The 23,988-nt window shown below is 71.8% G+C and carries 24 protein-coding genes; 17 read left to right on the top strand and 7 right to left on the bottom strand.

Translation table 11 applies throughout. The annotated features are described in order from the left end of the window. Nucleotides 1-39: 39 nt before the first annotated feature. From ABT170_RS29850 to ABT170_RS29810, 8 genes are all read left to right on the top strand, one after another. The gene (locus tag ABT170_RS29850; protein WP_351872491.1) at nt 40-3,492 is read left to right on the top strand and encodes a lantibiotic dehydratase; all 3,453 of its coding nucleotides are present in this window, start codon (nt 40-42) and stop codon (nt 3,490-3,492) included. Continuing rightward, the gene (locus tag ABT170_RS29845; RefSeq protein WP_351872489.1) at nt 3,489-4,847 is read left to right on the top strand and encodes a lanthionine synthetase C family protein; all 1,359 of its coding nucleotides are present in this window, start codon (nt 3,489-3,491) and stop codon (nt 4,845-4,847) included. Before ABT170_RS29850 ends, ABT170_RS29845 begins: the two co-directional genes overlap by 4 nt. A 56-nt stretch (nt 4,848-4,903) precedes the next feature. Further along, nucleotides 4,904-5,923 carry an ABC transporter ATP-binding protein gene (locus tag ABT170_RS29840; protein WP_329942194.1) on the top strand — a complete coding sequence of 340 codons (1,020 nt, stop codon included), beginning with the start codon at nt 4,904-4,906 and terminating at the stop codon, nt 5,921-5,923. Next, a complete protein-coding gene (locus ABT170_RS29835; RefSeq protein ID WP_351872484.1) occupies nt 5,920-6,837 on the top strand; it encodes an ABC transporter permease in 918 nt (305 codons plus the stop codon). The genes ABT170_RS29840 and ABT170_RS29835 overlap by 4 nt, the downstream gene beginning before the upstream one ends. Beyond that, nucleotides 6,834-8,201 carry a DUF6895 family protein gene (locus ABT170_RS29830; RefSeq protein ID WP_351872481.1) on the top strand — a complete coding sequence of 456 codons (1,368 nt, stop codon included), beginning with the start codon at nt 6,834-6,836 and terminating at the stop codon, nt 8,199-8,201. The genes ABT170_RS29835 and ABT170_RS29830 overlap by 4 nt, the downstream gene beginning before the upstream one ends. Before the next feature lie 469 nt (nt 8,202-8,670). Then, nucleotides 8,671-9,522 carry a helix-turn-helix domain-containing protein gene (locus tag ABT170_RS29825; protein WP_329942191.1) on the top strand — a complete coding sequence of 284 codons (852 nt, stop codon included), beginning with the start codon at nt 8,671-8,673 and terminating at the stop codon, nt 9,520-9,522. 13 nt (nt 9,523-9,535) lie between these two features. Continuing rightward, nucleotides 9,536-9,730 (top strand): DUF397 domain-containing protein, encoded by a 195-nt coding sequence (locus ABT170_RS29820; RefSeq protein WP_329942257.1) that lies wholly within the window; start codon nt 9,536-9,538, stop codon nt 9,728-9,730. A gap of 174 nt (nt 9,731-9,904) precedes the next feature. Then, nucleotides 9,905-10,099: a DUF397 domain-containing protein gene (locus ABT170_RS29810; protein WP_329942256.1), complete on the top strand. Its 195-nt coding sequence runs from the start codon at nt 9,905-9,907 to the stop codon at nt 10,097-10,099. Nucleotides 10,100-10,192: 93 nt separating this feature from the next. On the opposite strand, the gene ABT170_RS29805 is transcribed toward ABT170_RS29810, so the two are convergent. Beyond that, the gene (locus ABT170_RS29805; protein WP_351872479.1) at nt 10,193-10,546 is read right to left on the bottom strand and encodes a hypothetical protein; all 354 of its coding nucleotides are present in this window, start codon (nt 10,544-10,546) and stop codon (nt 10,193-10,195) included. Nucleotides 10,547-10,636: 90 nt separating this feature from the next. Between ABT170_RS29805 and ABT170_RS29800 the strand changes: the two genes are divergently transcribed. Further along, nucleotides 10,637-11,014: a hypothetical protein gene (locus ABT170_RS29800; protein WP_351872476.1), complete on the top strand. Its 378-nt coding sequence runs from the start codon at nt 10,637-10,639 to the stop codon at nt 11,012-11,014. 55 nt (nt 11,015-11,069) lie between these two features. Here the strand turns inward: ABT170_RS29800 and ABT170_RS29795 are convergent, their stop codons facing one another. After that, a complete protein-coding gene (locus ABT170_RS29795) occupies nt 11,070-11,537 on the bottom strand; it encodes a GNAT family N-acetyltransferase (RefSeq protein WP_351872473.1) in 468 nt (155 codons plus the stop codon). A gap of 202 nt (nt 11,538-11,739) precedes the next feature. On the opposite strand from ABT170_RS29795, the gene ABT170_RS29790 reads away from it, so the two are divergent. Next, nucleotides 11,740-12,642, top strand: coding sequence for a phosphatidylinositol-specific phospholipase C (locus ABT170_RS29790; RefSeq protein ID WP_329942187.1), 903 nt, complete (start codon nt 11,740-11,742; stop codon nt 12,640-12,642). 83 nt (nt 12,643-12,725) lie between these two features. Here the strand turns inward: ABT170_RS29790 and ABT170_RS29785 are convergent, their stop codons facing one another. The 5 genes from ABT170_RS29785 to ABT170_RS29765 all read right to left on the bottom strand — a co-directional run bounded on the left by ABT170_RS29785 (nt 12,726) and on the right by ABT170_RS29765 (nt 18,244). Beyond that, a complete protein-coding gene (locus tag ABT170_RS29785; protein ID WP_351872469.1) occupies nt 12,726-14,150 on the bottom strand; it encodes a HAMP domain-containing sensor histidine kinase in 1,425 nt (474 codons plus the stop codon). Continuing rightward, a complete protein-coding gene (locus ABT170_RS29780) occupies nt 14,147-14,878 on the bottom strand; it encodes a response regulator transcription factor (RefSeq protein ID WP_329942185.1) in 732 nt (243 codons plus the stop codon). The genes ABT170_RS29785 and ABT170_RS29780 overlap by 4 nt, the downstream gene beginning before the upstream one ends. Nucleotides 14,879-15,037: 159 nt before the next feature. Continuing rightward, complete coding sequence (locus ABT170_RS29775) at nt 15,038-16,102, bottom strand: S1C family serine protease (RefSeq protein WP_351872466.1); 1,065 nt, start codon at nt 16,100-16,102, stop codon at nt 15,038-15,040. 237 nt (nt 16,103-16,339) lie between these two features. Then, nucleotides 16,340-17,383 carry a LacI family DNA-binding transcriptional regulator gene (locus ABT170_RS29770; RefSeq protein WP_329942183.1) on the bottom strand — a complete coding sequence of 348 codons (1,044 nt, stop codon included), beginning with the start codon at nt 17,381-17,383 and terminating at the stop codon, nt 16,340-16,342. Between the two features lie 24 nt (nt 17,384-17,407). Further along, nucleotides 17,408-18,244 (bottom strand): winged helix-turn-helix transcriptional regulator, encoded by an 837-nt coding sequence (locus tag ABT170_RS29765; RefSeq protein ID WP_329942182.1) that lies wholly within the window; start codon nt 18,242-18,244, stop codon nt 17,408-17,410. Between the two features lie 273 nt (nt 18,245-18,517). On the opposite strand from ABT170_RS29765, the gene ABT170_RS29760 reads away from it, so the two are divergent. The 7 genes from ABT170_RS29760 to ABT170_RS29730 all read left to right on the top strand — a co-directional run bounded on the left by ABT170_RS29760 (nt 18,518) and on the right by ABT170_RS29730 (nt 23,939). Continuing rightward, entirely contained in the window at nt 18,518-19,492 is a 975-nt protein-coding gene (locus tag ABT170_RS29760) for an alpha/beta hydrolase (RefSeq protein ID WP_351872462.1), read from the top strand. Between the two features lie 41 nt (nt 19,493-19,533). Further along, a complete protein-coding gene (locus tag ABT170_RS29755) occupies nt 19,534-19,788 on the top strand; it encodes a MoaD/ThiS family protein (protein ID WP_329942180.1) in 255 nt (84 codons plus the stop codon). A 10-nt stretch (nt 19,789-19,798) separates the two neighbouring features. Beyond that, nucleotides 19,799-21,262, top strand: a complete 1,464-nt coding sequence (locus ABT170_RS29750) for a hypothetical protein (protein ID WP_351872459.1) — start codon at nt 19,799-19,801, stop codon at nt 21,260-21,262. 141 nt (nt 21,263-21,403) lie between these two features. Further along, entirely contained in the window at nt 21,404-22,093 is a 690-nt protein-coding gene (locus tag ABT170_RS29745) for an LmeA family phospholipid-binding protein (protein WP_329942178.1), read from the top strand. Between the two features lie 401 nt (nt 22,094-22,494). After that, entirely contained in the window at nt 22,495-22,575 is an 81-nt protein-coding gene (locus ABT170_RS29740; protein ID WP_350310325.1) for a putative leader peptide, read from the top strand. Nucleotides 22,576-22,728: 153 nt separating this feature from the next. Beyond that, on the top strand, nt 22,729-23,568 hold the full coding sequence (locus ABT170_RS29735) for a sulfurtransferase (protein ID WP_329942177.1): 840 nt from the start codon (nt 22,729-22,731) through the stop codon (nt 23,566-23,568). Between the two features lie 83 nt (nt 23,569-23,651). Then, nucleotides 23,652-23,939: a DUF1416 domain-containing protein gene (locus ABT170_RS29730; RefSeq protein ID WP_003968135.1), complete on the top strand. Its 288-nt coding sequence runs from the start codon at nt 23,652-23,654 to the stop codon at nt 23,937-23,939. The last annotated feature ends 49 nt before the right edge of the window (nt 23,940-23,988 follow it).

The raw sequence follows: 23,988 nt of genomic DNA, 5'->3' as shown, positions 1-23,988 counted from the left end.
CCTCCCGGGCATGAGGTGCGGACGAGATGGAGGACATCTGTGGGGGAACCGTCCCAGGAGACACCGTCGTCTGAGGAGTCACCGCTCAAGGCCGCACCGCTCAAGCCGACAACGTTCGAGCCGGCACCGCTCAAGCCGGCACCGCTCAAGCCGGCAACGTTCGAGGCCGCACCGCTCAAAGCACCACTGTTCGAGGCCAGAGACGTCTTTCTGTACCGCGCTCCCCTGGCACCGGACGCACCCGGACTACCCCTCCCCGGCGCAGGCGGCCCCCACGATCCCGCCGCCTGCGCCGAACTCCTCGCCACGGTCCCCGCCGACCGGCTGCTGACCGAAGCACTCGATCTGGCCTCCCCCAGCCTCAGTGCCATGGTCGCCCGCGTCGCCGAGCGCGGCGCCGCCGGAATCCGGGCGGGCCAGCTGCGCCGGGCCGCCCTCGCCGTGCTGCGCTACGACATCAGGATGCGTACCCGGCCCACCCCCTTCGGGCTGTTCGCGGGCGTGGCGGCCGGGCAGTTCGACGCCAAGGCCAAGGTCCGGCGGGGCACCGCGCACCGTACCCGCACGCATGTGGACATGCAGTGGCTCACCAGGATCGGCCACCGCCTCGAACGCGACCCTGCCGTGCTGTCCACCCTGACCGTCCAGGCCCACCAGGCCCTGATCGAGCGTGGGGACCGGCTGGTCCTCACCGCTCCCTCGACGAACGGCGTGCGGATCGACGGCAGCGGCGAGGGCCGTTGCACGGTGTCGGTCCGTCACACCCCCGTCGTCCGGCGGGCCGTGGCCGAGTGCGCGGCCCCGCTGCCGTACGACGAACTGGTCCGGCGCATCGAGGCGGCCTTCCCCGGAGCCCCCGTCGAGCGGATCCACCGGCTGCTCGGCGAGCTGGTGCGTCAGGAGATCCTCATCACCGGGCTGCGCCCGCCGCTGGCCGGTGACGACCCGCTGTGCCATGTACTGGACCTGCTGGCCCAGGTCAGGGGGGCGTCCGAGGACACCCGGCGTACGCACGAGGCGCTGCTGGCGGTCGACCGGGAACGACAGCTGTACGACGCCCAGCCCGTCGGCGGCGGCCACGCCCACCTCGGCCGGCTGCTGCGGACCGCGCGGTCGGTGGAGCCGGACGACACACCACTCCACATCGACACGCGCCTCGACACCGTGCTGCACCTGCCCCACGCGGTGCGCGCCACCGTCGAGCAGGCCGCCGGTGCGATGTGGCGCCTGTCCCGCCCCAAGCTCGGGCTCTTCGCCCTGCGCGACTACCACCGCCGCTTCCTCGACGTCCATGGAGCCGACCGGCTGGTCCCCGTGCTGGAGCTCCTCGACGAATCGACCGGCCTCGGAGCCCCGCCGGGCTACGGCTGGCCCAACAGCGAGGCCCCCGTCACCCCGCCCGACGACCCGCGCACCGCCCGCCGGGACCGGGCGATGGCCCGGCTGGCCGCCACCGCACAGCGCGCGGGCCTGCGCGAGGTCGTCCTTCACGACGCGGACCTGGACGAGCTGTGCCACGACATCGCCGACCCCGCGGACCTCCCCAACTCGTGCGAAGTGACCGTGCAGGTCGTCGCTCCCGGTGTGGAGGCGCTGGACCGGGGCGACTTCCGGGTCTTCCTGTCCCCGTCGCCCGGCTCGCACCGGGCCGGGGCGACGTTCGCCCGGTTCGCGGACCAGCACCCCGACTGGCGTCCGGCGTTCGCCGCCCTGCACCGGCACAACCCCGTGCACATCCAGGACGCCGTCCCGGTCGACCTCGCCTTCCGGCCGCGCTCGGGCCGGGCCGCCAACCTCGCGCACACCACCCCGGCCACGGGCCGCCGCATCGCCGTGGGGGTCCCGGACACGCCCGGTGTCGAGGAGCTGCGGCTGACGGACATCGGGATCGGCGCCACCCTGGAGCGGCTGACCGCCGTGCACCTGCCCACCGGCCGTGAGATCGTCCCCGTGCTCGGCAACATGATCAGCGCCCCCGCCCAGGCGCCCAACGCCGTCAGGCTGCTGTGGGAGATCGGACTTGAGGGCCAGCGCCTGTGGGAGCCGTGGAACTGGGGGCCGCTGGCCGACGCGCCCTTCGTGCCGCGCGTGCGGTACGGCAGGTTCGTCCTGGCCTGCGCCGTCTGGCGGCTGGATGTGATCCGCGCTCGGGCCGAGTCCGTGCGGGCACGCCGCGGCGACGCGGCCCGGGACACGCGCGGGGCGGAGTGGGACGACGCACTGCGCGACTGGCGGAACGCGTGGGACGTACCCGCCCGCGTCCTGGCCGTCACCGCCGACCAGCGGCTGCTCCTCGACCTCGACCGGGCATGGCACCGCGAACTGCTGCTGGACCAGGTCCTGCGGCATCCCGATCTGGTCGCCCAGGAAGTCCCCGGCGAGTACGAAGGCTGGCTGGACGCCCCGCTCCCGGCCCCGGACGCCGCGCTCCCGGCCCCGGCCGGTCAGCGCGCCCCGCGCCCCGGGCAGCACACCCCTCCCGGCCGGGACGTCTCTCCCGTGGGGCACACCTCCCTCGCGGGTCACACGGCCGAACTGGTCGTCCCGCTCACCCGCCGCGAGACCGGTGCACCCCGCCGCCGCCCGTACGCCGGACAGCACCGGCCCGGACGAACAGCGCACGGCCTCGGCGGCGAATGGCTCTACCTCAAGCTGCACGGCTCCGCCCGTACCCAGGACGACCTGCTGCGCGACCACCTCCCCGAACTGATCACGCTGGCACGGGAGAAGGGAGCCGATGGCTGGTTCTTCATCCGCTACACCGACGACAGCGGCCACCACCTGCGGCTGCGGCTGCACGGCGACCGGCCGCGCGAGATGTGGGGCGGGGCCGCCCCCGCGGTCGGCGAACTGCTCCACCGCTGGCAGCGCGAGGGGCGGCTGCGGAGCCACTCCCTCGCGCAGTACGACCCCGAGTGCGAGCGCTACGGCGGGCCGGCCGCCCAGCGGCTCGCCGAGCAGGTCTTCCAGTACGACAGCGAGGCCGCCCTCGACCTGCTGAGGCTGGCCAAGGACCCGGGAAACGACTACGGCGTCGACGACCTCGCGGCCATCTCCTGCGCCGCGCTCGCCCACGCCTTCGGCCCCCCGGCCCCCGGAAACCCCCTGGTGACCGAGGACTTCGGTGACGACGCCGCCACGGCCTGGCTGTCCATGACCGGCACGCGCTCCGACCTGCCCGCCGCGTTCCGCTCCCGGTCCGCGCACTGGCGCCGCCTCATCGACCCCTACGGCGGCTGGCCCGCCCTCTCGGCGGACCCGGGCGGGGCCATGGCACTGGCCGCGCTGGCCGCCCGCGACGACGCCGTGCGGGAACTCGCCGCCGCCGTGGGCACCCCCGGCGGCACCCCGCAGGGCCGGGTCGTCGGCAGCCTGCTGCACATGGTCTGCAACCGCCTGTTCGGAGGCTCGGGCGCCCGTGAGACCACCGCGCTCGGCATCGCCCGGGGCGCGGTGCAGGACCACCTCAACCGCCGGAGGCACCAGTCATGAAAGCCACCACCGACGTACGCCCGCACGAAGCCGTCGCCCTGGTCGCCGACCGGCTCGCCGACCCCGAGCGGGTCGCGGCGGTCGCCTCCCGCGACGACAACCGGGACCCCGTGTACGACGCGGTGATGTGGGGCCCGCTGACCCTTGCCAACGGGCTGCCCGGCACCGCCCTCCTCTACGGCGAACTGGCCCGCGGCGACGACGCCTGGCGGCCCGTCGCCCACCGGCACCTCGCCGCCGCCGGCCGTGCCATGAGCACCGCGCCCCGCCACGGTCTCTTCTCCGGTCCGGCCGCACTGCTCGCCGCCGCACAGACCTGCGCCGGACCGCAGGGGCACTACGGTTTGCTGCGCCGCAGGCTGGCCGGATGGGTCGCGGAGGACCACAGCGAGCGGCTGCGCGCCTTCGCCACCCGCGCCGCATCGGGAGCGAAGGGCGTCGATTGGGCGGCGTACGACCTGATCAACGGGCTGTCCGGGACGACCCGGCTGCTCCTGGACTCGGCCACCGACCCGGCCGAGACCGGCCCCGAGGTGACCGCAGCCCTCGCCGCCTCCCTCCGGCACCTGACCCGGATCACCGAGCCGGTGGTGGTCGACGGCCACGAGGTACCCGGCTGGTGGGTTCCGGCCGGGCTCCAGATCGGCGAGCGGGACCGGAAGGAGTACCCCCACGGGGACTTCAACCTCGGTATGGCACACGGCATCGCCGGTCCGCTCGCGGTCCTCTGCTCGGCGTACGAGGCCGGGCACACGGGGACGGACATCCGCGACGCCGTCCACCGCGTCGCCGCATGGCTGCTCGGCTGGACGCTGCACGACGAAGCGGGCCCGTACTGGCCCGCGCGGGCGGCCTGGGAGTGGGAGGTCGCCCCGAACCGGCCCGCCGAGCTGTTCACCCGTACGGCCTGGTGCTACGGCACCCCGGGCGTCGCCGCCGCCCTCTTCCGCGCGGGACGGGTGATGGGCCGCCCGCAGTGGTCCGCGGCGGCCGTCGACGCGCTCCGGGCGGCGCTGCGACGGGACGAATCGCTGTGGGCGATCGAGGGCGCCACCATCTGCCACGGGCACGCCGGACTGCTGAGCGTCCTGACCCGGGTCGCGCACGACACGGACGATCCGGAACTGCGCGCCGGGTGCCGCAGGCTGACCGACAAGGTGCTGGGCTGCGCGGAGGAAGCGGCCCCGTTCGGATACCGCCACCTCATGCGCTTCCCCGCCGCGGCCCGTTCTCCGGTCCCGCACCGGGCCGTGAACACCGCGGGCCTGCTGGAGGGCGCGGCGGGCGTGGCACTCGCCCTGATGCCTCCGGGCGAAGGCCCATTGCCGTGGGACCGCACGCTGGGGCTGGCATGAACGGGGCCGACGTGAACGGGCCCGGTGCGAACGGATCCGGTGAGACCGTGGCCGACATGAACGGGCCCGGTGCGAACAGCTCCGGCCGGACCCATGCGGAGACGACCACGTCGGAAGCGCCGGCTGAGCAGGCACCCCTCGCTTTCGAGATCAGCGATCTGGTCGTGCGCTACGGCAGGGTGACGGCGGTCCACGGTGTGTCGGTCAGCTCCCCGCCGGGCCGTATCACCGCGCTGCTGGGCCCCAACGGGGCCGGGAAGTCCAGCTTGTTGGGGGTGCTGTCGACGGCGGCGCGGCCCGACGGAGGTACGGTCCGGATCTTCGGCCATGATGTCCGGGAGGCAGCCGTGGCCGCCCGGCGCCGCCTGGGGCTGGTCTTCCAGGAACGCACCCTCGACAAGGAACTCTCCGTCGAGCGCAACCTCTGGTTCCACGCCCGGCTGTTCGGCATGAAGCGCGCGGACGCCCGGTCCAGGATCACGCTGATGCTGGACCTGTTCGATCTCGCCGACCGTCGCCACCAGAGCGTCGAGGAACTGTCCGGCGGACTGGCCCGGCGGGTGGAGATCGCCCGTGCCCTGCTGCACCGGCCGGGGCTGATCGTCCTGGACGAGCCCACCAACGGTCTGGATCCGGCCGCCCGTTCCACCGTGTGGGAGGACCTGCTGCGGATGCGCGACGAGCTGGGCGTCACGGTCCTGTTCGCCACGCACTACATGGACGAGGCGGAGTACGCCGACGAGATCGTCATCCTCCAGCAGGGCCGGATCGTCCGGCACGGCAGTGTCGACCGGCTCAAGAGCAGCCTCGACTCGTCCCGCATCGTGGTGGCCTGCGCCGACGACGAGGCTGCCGCCCGCCAGTTGCGGGCGGCCGGTTTCGAGGCGCTGATCGGGCCGGCCGGGGTCGCGGTGCACTGCGTCGACCCCGAGGCCCGGATCGCCGCAGTGGTCCGGGCCCTGGATGTGCCCGGCCTGACCGTCTCGGTGCACCACCCCTCGATGAACGACGTCTATCTGGAGGCGGCCGAGCAGGACGGCCCCCGGGCACGGCGGGAAAGGACGACGGCGCCATGACCAGGACGAACACGAGGACGACTGGGACGAACACGAAGACGGCCGAGGCCACGGCGCCCGGGATCCCGACGACCGAGGCTATGGCGCCCGGGACTGCCACACCCGCCGCCACCCCCACCACCACAGCTGTCTCCGCACCGTCCCTCGCCGCCGGGGACGCACCGCTGAGAGTGGCCCTGCGCGCCATCGCGGTCATCGCCCACCGGGATCTGCTGCGCCAGGCCAAACGGCCGGGCGTGCTCCTCAGCCAGGCCGTGCAGATCCTCTTCTTCGTCCTGGTCTACGCGGTCGGCTTCAACGGGATGATCGGCGCGGTCGGCTCGGTGTCGTTCAGCGCGTATGTCTTTCCCGGAATCATCGGCATCCAGGTCGTCTCGATCGGCGTCGCCTCCGGTCAGTCGTACGCCTGGGACCGCGAGTACGGCGTCCTGCGCGAACTCCTTGTCGCCCCGGTGCCTCGGATCTGCCTTCCGCTGGGCAAGGTCGTGGCGGGTGCGGGGATGGTGACCGTGCAGAGCATGCTCATGCTCGCGTTCTCGCCACTGATGGGCGTGCCGCTGACCACTGCCCGGTTCGTCCTCGCCGTCGGCTGCTACGCGCTCGCCGCGACGGTCTTCAGCGTCATCGGTCTGTGCCTGGCCACGGTCGTGAAGCGGGTGCAGACCCTCCAGGCGACCGTTCAACTGGCCATGTTCCCCCTGCTGTTCCTGTCCGGGTCGGTCTTCAGCGTGCAGGATGTGCCCGGCTGGCTGGCCTCGGTCATGTACCTCAACCCGATGACGTACGCCGTCGACCTGGCGCGCCAGACCCTGCTGGGGGGCGGTGGGGTGCTCCCGTGGCTGATGGACCTGGGAGTGCTGACCGGGATCCTGGTGGCGGTCCTGGCACTGCTGCGGGTACGGAGCGGGCGGTGAGCGCCCCGGCGGCCGAGGGCGACGGCCCGTACTGGCCCCCGGTTCCCGCGCATGCCCGGCGGGAGGCCGCGTGCGGGGCGGCGGTTCCTGAGCCGGATGCCTCCGCGGGCCATGTGCTGGCAGGCGCGCTGCGCTGGCTGGAAGAGTACGTGGAGTGGTTCGCGGCGCCCCGCTGGGAGGAGTACCTGCCCCGTCGCCCGTTCCGTCCCGGACCACTCCTCGAACTGCTGGGCTTGGTAAGGCTGATGGACCGTTCGGGTCTGGTGCCCAAGGAGGCGGCGCTGCCGAGCCGCGCCCTGGATCTGGCGGCCCGCGCGGCCGGGGAGGCGGAGTTCGGGCAGGGGCTGCGCCGGGGCGACGAACTCTTCCCCTACCACCTCAATCTGATCGCGCTGCTCGAAACGCTCGGCCGACCGCAGCCGGAGGCACGCGCCGTCTGCCAGGCGCTGCTCGCGGCCGATGCGGGCGGTCACACCAGGGCGTACCGGCCGGTCCTCTCCCAGGTGGAGCTGCGCTATTTCGTCGACCGGGGAGGGTTCGCGCCTCCGGCGGCGCCGGCCGCGCTCGATGTGCTGTACCGCCGGAGCATCGCGGCCCTGGGCCCGGACGTCCTCCAGATGACGGGGGACGAGACGTACGCGCTCACCCATGTCCTGTTCTACGTCACGGACTTCGGCCGCACACTGCGGCTGCTCGGCGGCCCCGGGGAGGCGGCCCGCCTCCGCGAACCGATCCGGGTACTGCTCGGCGTCCACCTCGCGCGGGGGAGCCTGGACCTCCTCTCGGAGCTGCTGCTGTGCGCGGGTGCCCTCGACGGCCGGGGCGACGACGACCCGCTGGTGCGGGAGGGCTGGCACGCACTGGCCACCGCACAGCGCCAGGACGGGGCGGTACCCAGCCCGGTGCACCGTCCCGAGGTTCTGTCCGGACTCACGGGCGACCGGGCTGCTGCCTATCTCTTCGGCACGTGCTACCACACGACGCTCGCGGCGGCCCTGGCCGCGGCAGCACGGGGGCGGCGGCAGGGAGTGGCCCGGAGCGCCCCGGGAGGCCTCCGCCAGCAGGTCCTCCCCGACTTCCCCGTGCCCGCTCCCCGGGCGGACCGGGAGGAGATCCGCCACTGGGCACGCAGGGCGGCGGCCCTGCCCCGGACGGGTTCCCCGGACATGCGCGAGGCATGGTCCGCGCGGCTCGGCCCATTGCTCGCGCTCGCCGTGCAGGCGCGCGACCAGGAGGTGCTGGCGGAGCTGCTCCACGCCGCCGGACACCTGGGCCGCGGCGACGACGCACTGGTCCGCAGGGCGTCCGCGCTGCACGCCGCCCGGGACCCGGGACCGTACGCGCCCGGCCCCCGGTCCGGCTGACGGCCTTCAGCCGGAAGGCCGCCGCCCCCCTCTCGTACGCGGTGGCCTTCCGGGCCCGCCGGTGGAGTCCTCATCGTTGCCGAGACAGCGGGCAGGTCATGCCTGACAGTGACGAAGTCTCGTGCGATCTTGGCCGCGCCTGCGGTGCTCGGCAAGGTCAGCCGGTACGTCTCCCCGCCAAGCGGATTGATGGGTACGGGAGTGGTGGCGGTGGCGGTCATGTCGTTCTCTTCAGACGGTCTGGTGTCTCCGGGCGTGTGCGCTGCGCGTCGCCCCGTGGCTGTGGCCGCACTGGTGCGCATGTCTCAACGCGCGTGTGTGCGGCTGCACTTCGGGCTGGCCGACGTGCAGCGCGTGGTGAGAGCACCGTAGCTCATGGTCTAACGCGTTAGACATGAACCCGTAAAGGATTAGTTCTGGATAGGGTTCAAACCAAGGGCCACACTGGGACCCGACAAGAGGAGGGGCGATGCCATCGAGGAAGACGCCCACGGGACGACAGCGCCGCCTGGGTACTGAGTTGCGTCGGATTCGAGAGCACACCGGCCTGTCGCTCACCGAGGCGGCGGCCATGCTGGGAACCGATCGCACCACCATCAGCAACGTCGAATCCGGAAGGTTCGGCGTGAGCGCCGATCGCGTCCGGGCGTGGGCCGGCCACTACGGATGCCCCGACAACGCGTATGTCGAAGCGCTGGCGGAGATGGCGGCCGAGCGCATAAGCGGCTGGTGGGAGGACTACCGGGGCCACCTGGCCAGCGCCGCGCTCGATCTGGCCGAGTTGGAGCACCACGCGGTGGCCGTCAGGTCGGTGCAGATCATGTATATGCCCGGCCTTCTCCAGACCGAGGACTACGCGCGTGCGGTCTTCGCTGAGAGCGTGCCGCCTCCGAGCCCCGCTCGTCAGCGGCGACAGCTGTCGCACCGGTTGCGGCGCCGAGATGTACTCGATCGTGTCGACCTGGCTTCGTGCACGTTCCTCATTCATGAGGCTGCGCTGCGAATGACGTACGGCGGCTCCGTGGTCGCCCGCAGCCAACTCGACTATCTGGTGGATCAGTCGGAACGTGAGGGCGTCACCATCCGTGTTATCCCGTTCGCGGCAGGCGGCTTCCCGTACGCCAGCAGTTCGGCACACTACCTCTACGGTGTGGTGTCGCAGCTGGACACAGTGCAGACGGATACGTCGACCGGTTCGGGCTTTGTGGATTCCGAGACAAGTCTTGAGAATTGGCGAGTTGCTCTGGACCGGACCGAAGAGAAGTCGCTTGATCCGAAGAGCTCGCGGGACTTCATTCGCCAAATCGCACGACAAGTATGAAGGCGTGAGTGTTGTGGAAATTCAGTGGCGCAAATCTTCGAGATCCTCCAATGCCGAGGGCTCCGACTGCCTGGAGCTCGCCGAGCACGGTGGCGAGATTCTGATGCGTGAGAGCGACCATCCTGACGTGGTCATCCGTACGACCCGTGCGAAGCTCCGTGCCTTCCTGGGTGGTGCGAAGGACGGCGAGTTCGACGATCTGACCTGAGGGCTCGTCGCGTCCGCTTCGGGCGGCCCCCTGCCCGGCGCAGGGTGGATGCCGAGACCCGTCTCGTGAACTATCGGGCGGTGCTGGACCGGGTCGAGGAGCTGTCGCTCGACCCGAAGAGGTCGAGAGACTTCATTCGAAAGATCGCACAATAAGTGTGAAGGCGTGAACACCATGGAAATTCACTGGCGCAAGTCCACGAAGTCATCGGGGGCCGAAGGCAACAACTGCCTGGAGCTCGCCGAGCACGGTGGCGAGATTCTGATGCGTGAGAGCGACCATCCTGACGTGGTCATCCGTACGACCCGTGCGAAGCTCCGTGCCTTCCTGGGTGGTGCGAAGGACGGCGAGTTCGACGATCTGACCTGAGGGCTCGTCGCGTCCGCTTCGGGCGGCCCCCTGCCCGGCGCAGGGTGGGGGCCGCCCGTTCGGCTGTGGGCGTTCTTCCCGGCCTGCCGGCGGTTACCGCTGCGTCGGAATCCGGTCGGGAAGTCCCAGGGTCTCCGCCAGGTGGCGCCGGGTATGGGCGAAGGCCTCCTGGGCGTCGCGATCCCCTACGTCCACCGTCAGAAGCTGCCAAGGGGTCCGGGCGAGGAGACGGCGGGTCAGCTCCGCCTCGGAGCGGAGGTGGGCGGCGGCCGAGGCGAGGTCATGGACCGCCCGGGTGCCGGGGGAACCGGCGAGTCGGGCTACGTACCAGTCCTCCCAGGCGGCACCTTCCCGGTCGACGGCTCGCCGCAGCGCCGTGTCCGGGTCGTCGTGGACGTACACCACGGTGACCTGGGCGGGTTTCTCGGCCCGGGTCGGTTCGTCCACGACATGGTCGAGCGGGCTCCCCTTGTTCGCAGCTCGTCACGCCGGCTCCGTGGGCAAGGGGCGCCCCGGCGTGACGCGAGGAGGTAACTCATGCTCAGCGAATCGGAACCGCCACCCTTCGCCGAGTGGGCTTTCTGGTGCGAGCGGGTCACGTACCGGTCGATGGCGCCGGACGAGATCGTGGACGCTTCGCGGTGCTCCGTGCCTGTCCCCGGATCGGCTGTCCGGCGGATCCGGTCGGAGGTGCGCGCGCTGGCCGCCGGGTTGCCGCCCGCCGAGCGCCACCGGGCGCTGAGCTGGGTCGAGGGCGGTGGCTGCATCGGCGCGATCGCGTCCCTGTACCGGGGGGAACCCTGCGGGTTCTCGCTGAGCCATCGAGGGGCGTGGATCAAATGGACCGTGCGCCCCTACCTGGTATTTCGCATCGGGGACAGGGCTCGGCTTCCCGTACTGAACGGAATCCATTGAGTGGGGTGGGCGGCGCCTGCCGGCGGTCGCGAGGCGGCCCGCTCCAGGCACGGGGTCACGGGTGCGGCTGCCCGGTCCGCGGGCGGTGGAGGAAGAACAGCTCGGGGTCGCCTTCGTCGAGGCCGTGGACAAGGCCGACCGGGCTCCATCCGGCGTGCTGGAGCAGCCGCTGCATCGGCTGGTTGGAGACATTGGTCGAGGCGAACAGCTTCGGAGTCGTGCACGAGGCGGCCACGGAGTCCAGCAGCCGCTTCCCGACACCCCTGCCCCGGACCGATGGTGCCACCATCAGCATCGTGACGAAGCCCTGCTCGAAGAAGGTGTACTCCACCACGCAGTAGCCGAGCGGCCCGGACGCGTCCTCCGCCACGACCGCCAGGCCCTGCCGGCACCACTCCCGGATGCTCGCCCGCCGGTGGCCGTCCCCTTCCACCGCGACGGTGTCGATTCCGGCGAGGGCATCCGCATCCGCGTCGTTCGCGCGGCGTACGACGATCCCGGCGGGGTTCACTGCGTCATCCATGAGCGGATACTTTCACTTCGCACCGGGCCCGGCCCGATGAGGCGGCAGGGCTTGACGGATCTGCGCCGATCACGACAACACCGCGTCCGCGTCCCTTCCCCCTTCCCCTCTTCCTCTCTCCTCCCGTGCTGTTCCTCTGGTGACGTGCACCCGTCATAATTCGGGGGCTGCTCACCCCCACGGCACACGGAGGCCCTTCCGCATGAGCCCGTACACCGGTACCCGCAGGAACTTCCTGGCCGGCGCCCTCGCCGTCTCCGCCACCGCCCTCGTCGGGGTCGCGCCCGCCGTCGCCGGGACGCGTACGACCCGTACGGCTCGCACTCCGCAGGACTGGATGGGCTCCATCCCCGACGCGACGGGACTCCAGCGCCTCACGATCCCGGGCTCGCACGACTCCGGCGCCCGGTACGGCGGTCCCTGGACCGAGTGCCAGAACACGACGATCGCCGAGCAGCTGAACAGCGGCATCCGGTTCCTCGATGTGCGCTGCCGGATCACCGGGGACTCGTTCGCCATCCATCACGGGGCGTCGTTCCAGAACCTCATGTTCGGGGACGTCCTCGGTGCCTGCTGGGACTTCCTGGCCGAACGGCCGCGCGAGACCGTGCTGATGCGGGTCAAGCAGGAGTACTCGGAGGAGAGCGACGCCGCGTTCCGGCGGATCTTCGACCTCTACCTCGACACCAAGGGCTGGCGACCGCTGTTCCGCCTGGACTCCACACTGCCCACGCTGGGCGAGGCGCGCGGCAAGGTGGTGCTGCTCGCCGACAACGGCGGGCTGCCCGGGGTCAGGTACGCCGATCCGCAGGTCTTCGACATCCAGGACGACTACATGGCCGAGCCGTTCGGGAAGTACCCGAAGATCGAGGCCCAGTTCCGGAAGGCGGCCGAGCAGCCGGGCAAGCTGTTCATGAACTATGTGAGCACCGCCGCCCTGATGCCGCCCCGCTGGAACGCCGACCGGCTCAACCCGCAGGTGCACTCCTTCCTCGACGGCTCGGGGACCGCCGGCTGGACGGGCCTCGGCATCGTCCCGCTGGACTTCCCCGCGACCCGCTCCGGCCTGGTCGAATCCCTGATCCGGCACAACCCGGTGGCCTGAGGGGGCGGGCGTTGCATCGCCGAACTCCGCCGACGCCCCTGAGTCGCCGCCCTTGAGCCGACGCCCCTGAGCCGCCCTCCGGGTCAGATCTCCGGAGGCGGTTGTGGTGCGCCCGGCAGGCGGATGGAGGCGACCGTGCCGGGGCCGTTGTCCGGGGCCGGGCTCAGGGTGATCTCGCCGCCCGCCTGCTGGACCGTGCGGGCCACGATCGACAGGCCCAGGCCCGAGCCCGGGAGCTGGCGGGCCGAGGGGGAGCGCCAGAAGCGTTCGAAGACGTGGGGGAGTTCCTCGGCGGGGATGCCGGGGCCCCGGTCCCGTACGGTCAGCTCGCCGCGGTGCAGCACCACGTCGATCGTGGCGCGGGGCGGGCTGAACTTCACCGCGTTGTCCAGGACGTTGACGACCGCCCGCTCCAGGGCGGCCGGTTCCGCCCGTACGTACCAGGGGGCCAGCTCCGCCGTGATCGTCAGCTCGGGTCCGCGCAGCCTGGCCCGTTGCAGGGCGGCGCGGGTGATGTCGTGCAGGGCCACCACTTCGAGCCGGCCGGGCTGGGCGGCGTCGGGGCGGGCCAGTTCCTGGAGGTCGCCGATGAGGGACGCCAGCTCCGCCATCTGCGCCTTGACCGAGGTCATCAGGGCCTTGCGGTCGCCCGGCGGGATCGCCCGGCCGGTTTCGTCGCTGCGGGCGAGCAGTTCCACGTTCGTACGGAGCGAGGTCAGCGGTGTCCGCAGCTCGTGGCCCGCGTCCGCGATCAGCCGGGCCTGGAGGTCGCGGGAGGTGGCGAGCGAGGCGGTCATGGAGTTGAAGGAGCGGGACAGGCGGGCGATCTCGTCCTCGCCCTCGACCGGGATGCGCACCGTGAGGTCCTCGGTCCGTGCCACGTGCTCCACGGCCTCGGTCAGCTCGTCGACCGGGCGCAGCCCGGACCTGGCGACCCAGAGCCCCGCCGCGCCCGCCCCGAGGACGCCGATGCCGGAGACGACGACGAGGACCCAGGCGAGGGTGGAGAGGGGTGCGGTGACCTCGCTCAGCGGGCGGGCGACGGAGACGGCGAGCTGGTCGCCCGCCGAGCCGGCCCCGACCACGGGCAGCTTGCTGGTGTAGACGCGCATGTCCGCGCCGTCGTCGTTCTCCGTCGTGTGCAGGATGTCGTGCAGCCGTCCGGCCGCCACGGCGATGTCGCCGGGCTGGGCGGGGATGGGCGTGGTGTTCGGGGCCGGGCAGTAGGTGCCGTTCGACGCGACGAGCTGCACGGTGTACTGCCCCGGGAACTCCTGGGCGGGCAGCTTTCCGCCGCTCAGGCACGCGGTCAGCAGGTCCCGCATCTTGTCGTTGTCCATCTTGGCGCTGCGCAGCGAGTTGTCGAGCTGGCTCTCCAGCTGGGCCTTCGTCACGAACCAGCACGCCGCCGCCACCGCCGCCACCGCCACCGCCACGGCCGTCGCGACCAGGAGCGCCAGCCGGGAACGCAGCGGCAGCGCCCGGAACCGGCGTACCAGGCCCGTCACCCCTCACCGCCGCCGGAGCGCAGCGCGTATCCCACGCCCCGTACCGTGTGGACCAGGCGAGGTTCGCCGCCCGCTTCCGTCTTGCGGCGCAGGTACATCACGTACACGTCCAGGGAGTTGGAGCTCGGTTCGAAGTCGAAGCCCCAGACCGCCTTGAGGATCTGCTCCCGGGTGAGCACCTGGCGCGGGTGGGCCAGGAACATCTCCAGGAGCGTGAACTCGGTACGGGTCAGTTCGACCCGGCGGGTGCCGCGGGTGACCTCGCGGGTGGCCAGGTCCATCCGCAGGTCGGCGAAGGCCAGGACGTCGTCGTCGGAGACGTCCGCGCCCGCCGCGGCGGCGTAGGAGCTGCGGCGCAGCAGGGCCCGGATGCGGGCGAGGAGCTCGTCCAGTTCGAAGGGCTTGACCAGGTAGTCGTCGGCGCCCGCGTCCAGGCCGGTGACCCGGTCGCCGACCGTGTCGCGGGCGGTGAGCATGAGGATGGGCGTGGTGGTGCCGGTGGACCTGATGCGGCGGGCGGCGGTGAGTCCGTCCATCCGGGGCATCTGGATGTCCAGCACGATCAGGTCGGGGGCGTACGCCTCCGCCCTGGCGAGCGCGTCGTAGCCGTCCACGGCGACCTCGGTGCCGTACCCCTCGAACGCGAGGCTGCGTTGCAGGGCCTCGCGCACGGCGGGCTCGTCGTCGACGATCAGGATGCGCTGCGGATCGTCTTCGGCGTGGCTCATCGCTGCTCGTCCTCTGTTCGTTCCGGCCCGACGCGGTACCTGGCGCGGTACCTGGTGCCCGGCTCCGGAATGTCCGGTACCTGATAAGGAAAGTATCCGGGGTGCACGAGGCATCCGGGGTGTTCGGCGTAACCGGGGCGGCGCGGCACGCGGAGCGCGTCAGGAGCCGCTGCCCGCCCGCAGCGTGTCGAGGTCGGCCTTGACCGTGTCGACCGGGATGGCGAAGCCGAGGCCCACGCTGCCCGCGCCGGAGCTTCCCGCACTGCTCGCCGAACTCGGGGAGTACATCGCGGAGTTGATGCCGATGATCTCGCCGTTCATGTTGATCAGCGCACCGCCGGAGTTGCCGGGGTTGAGCGAGGCGTCGGTCTGGAGCGCCTTGTACGTGGTCTTCGAGCTGCCCGTGTCCCCGTTGAACTGCTGTCCGCCGAACTCGAACGGCCACTGGCCGGTGCCGCCGCGCTGCTGCTGACCCTGGCCGCCGCCGGAGTCGTCGTCCTTGGCCACGGTGACATCGCGGTCGAGCGCGGAGACGATGCCGCTGGTGACGGTGCCGGTCAGGCCCTCGGGGGAGCCGATCGCCACGACCTGGTCGCCGACCTTCACCGAGGAGGAGTCGCCGAGCGTGGCCGTCTTCAGCCCGCTCGCGCCGTTGAGCTTGATGAGCGCGAGGTCCTTGTCGGCGTCGGTGCCGACCACATCGGCCGTGTACGTCCTGCCGGTGGAGAGGGTCACCTCGATCCGGGACGCGCCGGAGATGACGTGGTTGTTGGTGATGATCTCGCCGTCGGAGGTGATGACCACACCGGAGCCGGTGGACTGGCCCGCCGCCGAGGCCGCGCCGATCTCGACGATCGCCGGGGAGACGGCCGCCGCGACGCCGGAGACGGTGCCCGCGCTGCTCTGCGAGACGGTGGTGCCGTTGACGGTGCCGGTGGAGCCGGAGCCGTTCGGCCCGCTGTCGGTGAGCTGCCCGATCAGAGCCGCGCTGCCGCCGCCGATCGCCCCCGCGACGATCGCCACCGCCGCCAGGAGCGCGATGGGCCGCCTCGCCCGGCGCGCGCCACGCCCGGACGGCCCCGGCGGGCCGGGCTCGCCGGGTGCGCCGCCGGGCTCGCCCGGCTCGTAGGAGGGCGGCGGCGGGTAGGACGTCGCGCCGTCGCCGTACGAGGGGTACGAGTGGTACGTCGGGTACTCGCCGCTCGGGCGGTTGCTCTCGGTCATGTCTACGAGAGTGGCCAGCGAACATGAGAAGAGGCTGAGTACGTCCTGAGAAGCCCGGCAGAACCTCGTATGTCCCAAATAAAGGTCGCAGGGCGCACGCCGGCGCGCCACCCTGTCACCGCGGCGCGCGGACAGCCTCGGCGGACCTCCGGAGTGCGGACCTCCGCAGTGCGGACAGCCTCGGCGGACTCCCGCGGCGCGGACAACCGCGGCGCGGGATCCCGCCGGGACGCAGCCTCAGCGGACTCCCGCCGCCGGCTCCCCGCACCCGCACGAGCGCCGCACGACCAGCGCCGACGGGAACTGCTTCAGCCGCTCCCGGCGTGATCCCGAGACCCGCAGCGAGTCATCGAGCACCAGGTCCACGGCCGCCCGCGCCATCGCCGGACGGTCGGAGTGGACGGTCGTCAGCGGCGGGTCGGTCAGACCGGCTTCCTTCACGTCGTCGAAGCCCGCGACCGCCAGCTCCCCGGGCACATCGATCCGCAGCTCACGGGCCGCCCGCAGCACCCCGATGGCCTGGTCGTCCGTCGCGCAGAAGATCGCCGGGGGCCGGTCGGGCCCGGACAGCAGCCCGAGCGCCACCTCGTAGGCGTCGTAACGGTTGTACGGGGCCTGGAACAGCCGGCCCTCCGTCGAGCGCCCCGACTCGTGCATCGCCCGCCGCCAGCCCTCGACGTGGTCGGCGACCGGGTCGCCGACCGCCGGTGTCGACTCGGTGCCGCCGAGGCAGGCCACGTACGCGTTGCCGTGCTCCAGCAGATGCCGCGTGGCGAGCTGTGCGCCGCCGACGTCGTCCGTGACGACCGCGACGTCGTCGATCGCCTCGGGCCGTTCGTGGAGCAGGACGACACGGGCGTCCCAGGCCTCTATCTCGGCGGCGGCCCGCTCGCTGGGGCCCTGGCTGACCAGGATCAGCCCGGAGACGCGCATGCCGAGGAAGGCCCGCAGATAGTGGACCTCGCGCTCGTCGCGGTAGTCGGAGTTGCCGACGAGGACCATCTTCCCGCGTTCGGCGGCGGCCTGCTCGACCGCGTGCGCCATCTCCGCGAAGAACGGCTGGCGCGCGTCCGGCACGATCATGCCTATGAGGTCGGTCCGCCGCGAGGCCATCGCCTGGGCGACCCGGTCGGGCCGGTAGCCCAGCTCCTTGATCGCTGCGAGTACCCGCTCGCGCGTGGCCGGGGCGACCGGCCTGGGTCCGTTGTTGATGACGTAGCTGACGACCGCGGTCGACGTCCCCGCCAGTCTCGCCACATCGTCCCGCGTCACCTTGGCCACGCGCGGCAGTCTACGCGGATGGACCTACCTCTTGGCAGCTCGGACCGGGGCTTCTTTCGCGGCCCCGGAATCGTGGGACTGCTCCGAACGGGTTACGGGTCCGTCGGCATCCGATACCGCCGCCCGGATCCTCGCCGCCCGGTCCTTCGCCTCCTGGGCCTTCGCCTCCTCGGCGGCGGCCCGCTCCACCTTCTCCGGGGCGACGAAGCGGTAGCCGACATTGCGCACGGTGCCGATCAGCGACTCGTGCTCGGGGCCGAGCTTGGCGCGCAGCCGCCGTACATGGACGTCGACGGTCCGCGTACCGCCGAAGTAGTCGTACCCCCAGACCTCCTGGAGCAGCTGGGCGCGGGTGAAGACGCGGCCCGGGTGCTGTGCGAGGTACTTGAGCAGTTCGAATTCCTTGAAGGTCAGGTCCAGGACCCGGCCCTTCAGCTTGGCGCTGTACGTCGCCTCGTCGACCGAGAGGTCCCCGTTGCGGATCTCCATCGGGGAGTCGTCGGAGGTGATCTGCTGCCGTCCGGTGGCCAGCCGCAGCCGTGCCTCGACCTCCGCCGGGCCGGCCGTGTCCAGCAGGACGTCGTCGATGCCCCAGTCGGCGGTGACGGCGGCGAGACCGCCCTCCGTGACCACGAGGATCAGCGGACAGCCGGGTCCGGTGGACCGCAGCAGCTGACAGAGCGACCGAACCTGCGGAAGGTCGCGGCGCCCGTCGATGAGGATGACATCGGCACCGGGGGTGTCGATGAGAGCGGGGCCCTCGGCGGGGGCCACCCGCACGCTGTGCAGCAGAAGGCCGAGGGCGGGGAGCACCTCCGTCGACGGCTGGAGTGCGTTCGTGAGAAGCAGCAGAGAACTCATCGCCGCCCACCTGCCTGGTCAGTCGGTCGATCGTCTTGCACGGTTCGCTCGCCCATTACGTCGGTCCTCCTCGTTCCCTGCGAGAGGGGCACTCCCGGGTCGGACCCGGGGGAGTATGCGGCACTGCTTCGTACGGTCATGCGGCTTTACGAACACGGTCCCGCGCCCTGGGACCGCTGAGCTTGTCGAAACGTCTCCGTAACAACACGCGGAAAGCACAAAAGGACCCGGGGGCTGCTTTGCCCGGATCCTGTTCGCAGCAGAATAGCCCACATGAGTTCTGTGTCCGAGGGCCGATTCCCGAGTTCTTCTGTTTCCTTCCTCACGCCGGACCCCCTTCGCGCCACATTGCTGACCGATGACGGGGTCCCCGTCGACGCGGTGTACGAACCGTGTACGGCCGGTGCCGGGGCGGCGGGGAGCGGGGCCGGGAGCAGGGCCGGGAACGGCGCGCGGACCGATACCGCAATGGTCGTCGCACACGGGTTCACCGGCCATCTGGACCGCCCGGCCGTGCGCCGGGTGGCACGGGTGTTCTCCCAGCGTGCGGCCGTGATCACGTTCTCTTTCCGGGGCCATGGAAGGTCCGGCGGACGCTCGACCGTGGGTGATCGCGAGGTGCTGGATCTGGCCGCAGCGGTGGCCTGGGCGCGCTCGCTGGGGCATCGGCGGATCATCACGGTCGGGTTCTCCATGGGCGGCTCCGTGGTGCTCCGGCACGGTGCTCTGTATACGGCGGATCCGGCCGGGGAATCCGTCCGGGATTCGCCCCGGGATTCCGTCCAGAATCTGATACGCGGCAGTACGGCTGTTCGAGCGGCGGAGCGTCAGGCACCAGCGCTTGAGGGGCACACAGAGGCGCACACCGACGCGGTGGTCGCGGTGAGTGCCCCCGCGCGCTGGTACTACCGGGGTACGGCCCCGATGCGCCGCCTGCACTGGGTGGTCACCCGGCCCACGGGCAGGCTCGTGGGCCGGTACGGCTTCCGCACCCGTATCGCCGACGAAAACTGGGACCCCGTACCGCTCTCCCCGGTCGGCGCGGTCCCGCTGATCGCGCCCGCCCCGCTGCTGATCGTGCACGGCGACCAGGACCCGTACTTCCCGCTCGACCACCCGCGGATGCTCGCCGAGGCCGCCGGGGAGGGCGGCGCGGACCTGTGGCTGGAGCGGGGGATGGGGCACGCGGAGAACGCGTCCGACGAGACCCTGCTCACCCGCATCGCGGACTGGGCGGCCGTGGCGTGACCCATCATGGACAGCTGACGCACGACGAAAGGGGTGGCGCCATGGCGACGGGGACGATCCGTTACTGGGCTGCGGCCAAGGCAGCCGCGGGGACGGCGGAGGAACCGTACGCGGCGGCGACACTCGCCGAGGCACTCGCCACGGTGCGCGAACGGCACCCCGGTGAGCTGACCCGCGTACTGCAAAGGTGTTCGTTCCTGATCGACGGTGACCCCGTCGGGACCCGCGGCCATGAGACCGTACGGCTTGCCGAGGGCGGCACGGTCGAGGTGCTCCCGCCGTTTGCAGGAGGGTGAACCGCACACCATGAGCAGCAGCAGCAGTAGCAACAGCGATCAGCAGTATCCGCAGCCGTACGGTGAGCAGCCGTACGGGCAGCAGCCGTACGGGGAACAGGCCTACGGGGAGCAGTCGTACGGCCAGTCCTACGGGGACCAGGCCTACGGCCAGTCGTACACGGGGCAGCAGCCTCAGCGGTACGACGGCCAGTCCTACGGTGCTCCGGCGTACGGCGACCCCGCCCACGGGCAGCCGCAGCAGCCGTACGGCGACCAGGCCGCCCCGTACGACGACGCCGCCTCCTCCTCCTGGCCGACGGGGCAGTCGGAGCCGGGGGCCTTCGAACAGGGAGCGACGCAGACCTGGCAGGCGCCGACCTGGGACACCCAGTACCAGCCGACGATCCAGCCGGTGCAGCAGCCCGTGCAGCCCCAGCAGCCTGTCCAGCCCCAGGTCCAGTACCCGGCACACCAGCAGCCCGTGCAGCCCCAGGTCCAGTACCCGGCACACCAGCAGCCCGTGCGGCACCAGGCCGCGGCCCCGGCGCCGTACGCCGCCGATGCCGCGTATCCGCCGCCGCGGGGCGCCTCGGGCTCGTATCCGCTGCCGCCCGAGGTGCCGGACGCCTCCCGTACGGCGTCCTCACCGGCGCCCGCCCCCGCACCGGCTGCCGCGTCCTCGGCGGCGCTCGACGCCTCCGGGTTCAGCGCGCCCACCACCCTCGGCAACAGCCGGATCACCGATGCCCAGCGGGCCCGCGCCGAGGGGCGCTCGCCGATCATCGCGCCGGGCATGCAGCCCGCGGCGATCACGGCGGGGCTCGGCCTGCTGCTCTCCCTCGGTGCCGCGATCGGTCCGTACGCCCTGCTCGTCCCCCTGGTGCTGCTCCAGGCCGTGACGGCCGCCGGATGGTTCCGGCTCAACGGCATGTGGCCGGCCCGCCAGGGCATCGCGCTCGCCTTCGCCGGCGGGCTCGCCGCCGATGTGGCCCTGCTCGCGGCGGGCCGGGAGAACGGCCCCGGCGCGCTCCTGGGCACCCTGGGCATCTGGGTGCTGCTCACGGTCGTCCTGCAACTGCGCAGCCACGCGGGGGCCGACGAGCGGATGTACGGGCTGATGGCCACGCTCGTGTCGGCCGCCCTCGCCGTGCTCGCCGGCGGGCATCTGGCGGCCGTCCCGGACGCCGTGACGGTGGGCGGGGTGGCGGTCGCGGCCGCGGTGCTCGTCAGGGCGCTGCCGCTGCCCGGTGCGGCGTCGGCCGTGATGGCGCTGCTCGCCGCCGCGGGGGCCGGTGCCGTGCTGGGCGGCTTCACGGACTTCGGGGCGAAGGGCGCGCTCCTCGGGCTCGCGGCGGGCGTCTGCGCGCTGATCGGTCTGCGGGTGGCGAGCTATGACTACCCGTCCCGGTTCGTCCACATGACGGCCGGAGTGGCGCTGCCGCTCACCGCCGCCGCTCCCGCCGTGTATCTGATCGGCCGTGTGATCGGCTGAGGCCCGAAGCGGGAACCGGCCGGGGGTTTCTGATCGTCGATCACCCCGGGTGTCCCGTGCGGCCGCAGTAGGCTCACGGGCCCAGGGGGCCGGTCGGGCCCCACGGGGGCCCGGTCGGGTCAGGGTGGGGGAGCAACGGGCATGCGAGCACTGCGAATACTGCTGATCGTCCTGGTGGTGCTGGGCGGCGTCTTCGTCGCCGTCGACCGTGCCGCGGTGTACTTCGCGGAGTCGGAGGCCGAGGGCCGGGTCAGGATCAGCGGGGGCAGCGCGGGTTCCACGGACGTCTCGATCAAGGGTTTCCCGTTTCTGACGCAGATCGCCGATTCGCGGCTCGACCGGGTGGATGTCGGCCTCAAGGGCATCACCACCAGCGCGGGCGGCCGGGTGATCCGGATCAGTGAGATGCGGGCCCAGCTGCACGATGTGAGGATCGGCCCCGGCTACTCCAGCGCGACGGCCGCCCGTGCCACGGGCACGGCCGTCGTCAGCTATCAGGACCTGACCTCCGCGGCCAACGAGGGTGTCGCCGTCGAGTACGGCGGCAAGGGCAAGGTGAAGGTCACCGGCACGGTCGACGTCCTCGGCCGTCCCCTCTCGCGCAGCGTGCTCTCCACCGTCACCCTCGTCGACGGCCGGACCATCCGGGTGCACGCGGACAAGGTCCCGGGCGAGGGCATCCCCGGCCTGGAGGACATCGTGCGCGGCAAGACCGACTTCGAGCGGAACATCGGCGGCCTGCCGGACGGTCTGAAGCTGGAGAAGATCGAGGTCACCCCCGACGGCCTGGAGATCTCGGTGACCGGTTCGAACGTGGCTCTCGCCGGCTGACACGGCCCCGCGCCGGAGGACGGCGGGGCCCGCGCCGGAGGACGGCGGGAGAGTGGTCCGGGAGGCGGCGGGGCACCGCCGTCCTCCGGCGCGGGGCGACGGCGGTGCGCACCCCGGCCCCGACGCATCCCTGACGCGGATCTCCGGTCGCCGGTCGCTGATCCCCGGTCCCTGACGCGGATCCCCGGTCCCGGATCCCTGTCGCGGAACCCCGATCCCCATCCCCGATCCAGATACTGAGACGGTCACGTCCGGTCCTCAGATGAACCCGGCACCCGCGTCGTCGGCACCCCGTCCCAGGCCATCGGTCATCGCTCCGACGTCTCGTATCGCGGACGATCCCGTCTCATAATTCGACACGACGGTGACATCTCCGCCCGTACCTCCCTACGATCGGACACATGAAGCGACAGGCGGATCTCACGAAGCGGCGGGCAGTAGACCTGTGCCGCGTCGCCGCCATGCTCTGTCGCACCTTCTGAGCGGGACGTCTTCAGCGTTCCGCTTCCCCGGCCCTCGGACCGACGTCAGGGCCGAGCCAGTGCCCCGTACGCGCCCCGCTCCGCGCATCTGCGCGTACACCCCGCGCCCGCACTCCGCACCACCCCGCCGCAGACTGCCCCGGAGGAGAACACATGAGCCGCAGTGACGTCCTGGTAGACGCCGACTGGGTCGAGGCCCACATCGACGACCCGAAGGTCGCCATCGTCGAGGTCGACGAGGACACCTCGGCCTACGAGAAGAACCACATCAGGAACGCGATCCGGATCGACTGGACCAAGGACCTCCAGGACCCGGTCCGCCGTGACTTCGTCGACCAGGCCGGCTTCGAGAAGCTCCTGTCCGAGAAGGGCATCGCGAACGACACGCTCGTCGTCCTGTACGGCGGCAACAACAACTGGTTCGCCTCGTACGCGTACTGGTACTTCAAGCTGTACGGCCACGAGAACGTCAAGCTCCTCGACGGCGGCCGCAAGAAGTGGGAGCTCGACTCCCGCGACCTGGTCGACGCCGTTCCGGCCCGCCCGGCCACCTCGTACAAGGCCAAGCCGCAGGACGAGTCGATCCGCGCCTACCGCGACGACGTCGTGGCGGCCATCGGCAGCCTGAACCTGGTCGACGTGCGGTCGCCCGACGAGTTCAGCGGCAAGCTGCTCGCCCCGGCCCACCTCCCGCAGGAGCAGTCGCAGCGCCCCGGCCACGTGCCGAGCGCCCGCAACATCCCGTGGTCGAAGAACGCCAACGACGACGGCACCTTCAAGTCGGACGACGAGCTCAAGGCCCTCTACGAGGCCGAGAAGGTCGACCTGGCGAAGGACACCATCGCGTACTGCCGCATCGGTGAGCGCTCCGCGCTCACCTGGTTCGTGCTGCACGAGCTGCTCGGCCAGGAGAACGTCAAGAACTACGACGGTTCGTGGACCGAGTACGGCTCCCTCGTCGGCGTGCCGATCGAGCTCGGCGCCGCCAAGTAGTACCGCAGCGCAGTTCCGCGACACGCGTTTGCGCGGGACCGCTCGACCGATCAGCAGGACTTCGACCAGAAGGACAGAACACCATGTGTGGAGCACAGGCCGGCGGCCCCGACGCTTCGACGATCAAGCCCGGTGAGACCACCATCCAGGGCAGCGTGACCCGTGACGGCGAGCCCGTCACCGGCTACGTCCGTCTGCTGGACTCGACCGGCGAGTTCACCGCCGAGGTCCCGACCTCGGCGACCGGGCAGTTCCGCTTCTACGCGGCCGAGGGCACCTGGACGCTTCGCGCCCTGGTCCCGGGCGGCAGCGCCGACCGTACGGTCGTGGCGCAGACCGGTGGCCTCTCCGAGGTCGCGATCGCCGTCTAGTTCCGGCGGACGCGCCGCGCACGCCGCGCGACGCACGCACGCGCGCCGT

It is taken from the genome of Streptomyces sp. NPDC001787 (assembly GCF_040297465.1).
Taxonomy (GTDB): Bacteria; Actinomycetota; Actinomycetes; order Streptomycetales; family Streptomycetaceae; genus Streptomyces.
The sequence above is the reverse complement of the archived record's forward strand: the minus strand, read 5'-3'. Positions and strand labels throughout refer to the sequence as shown.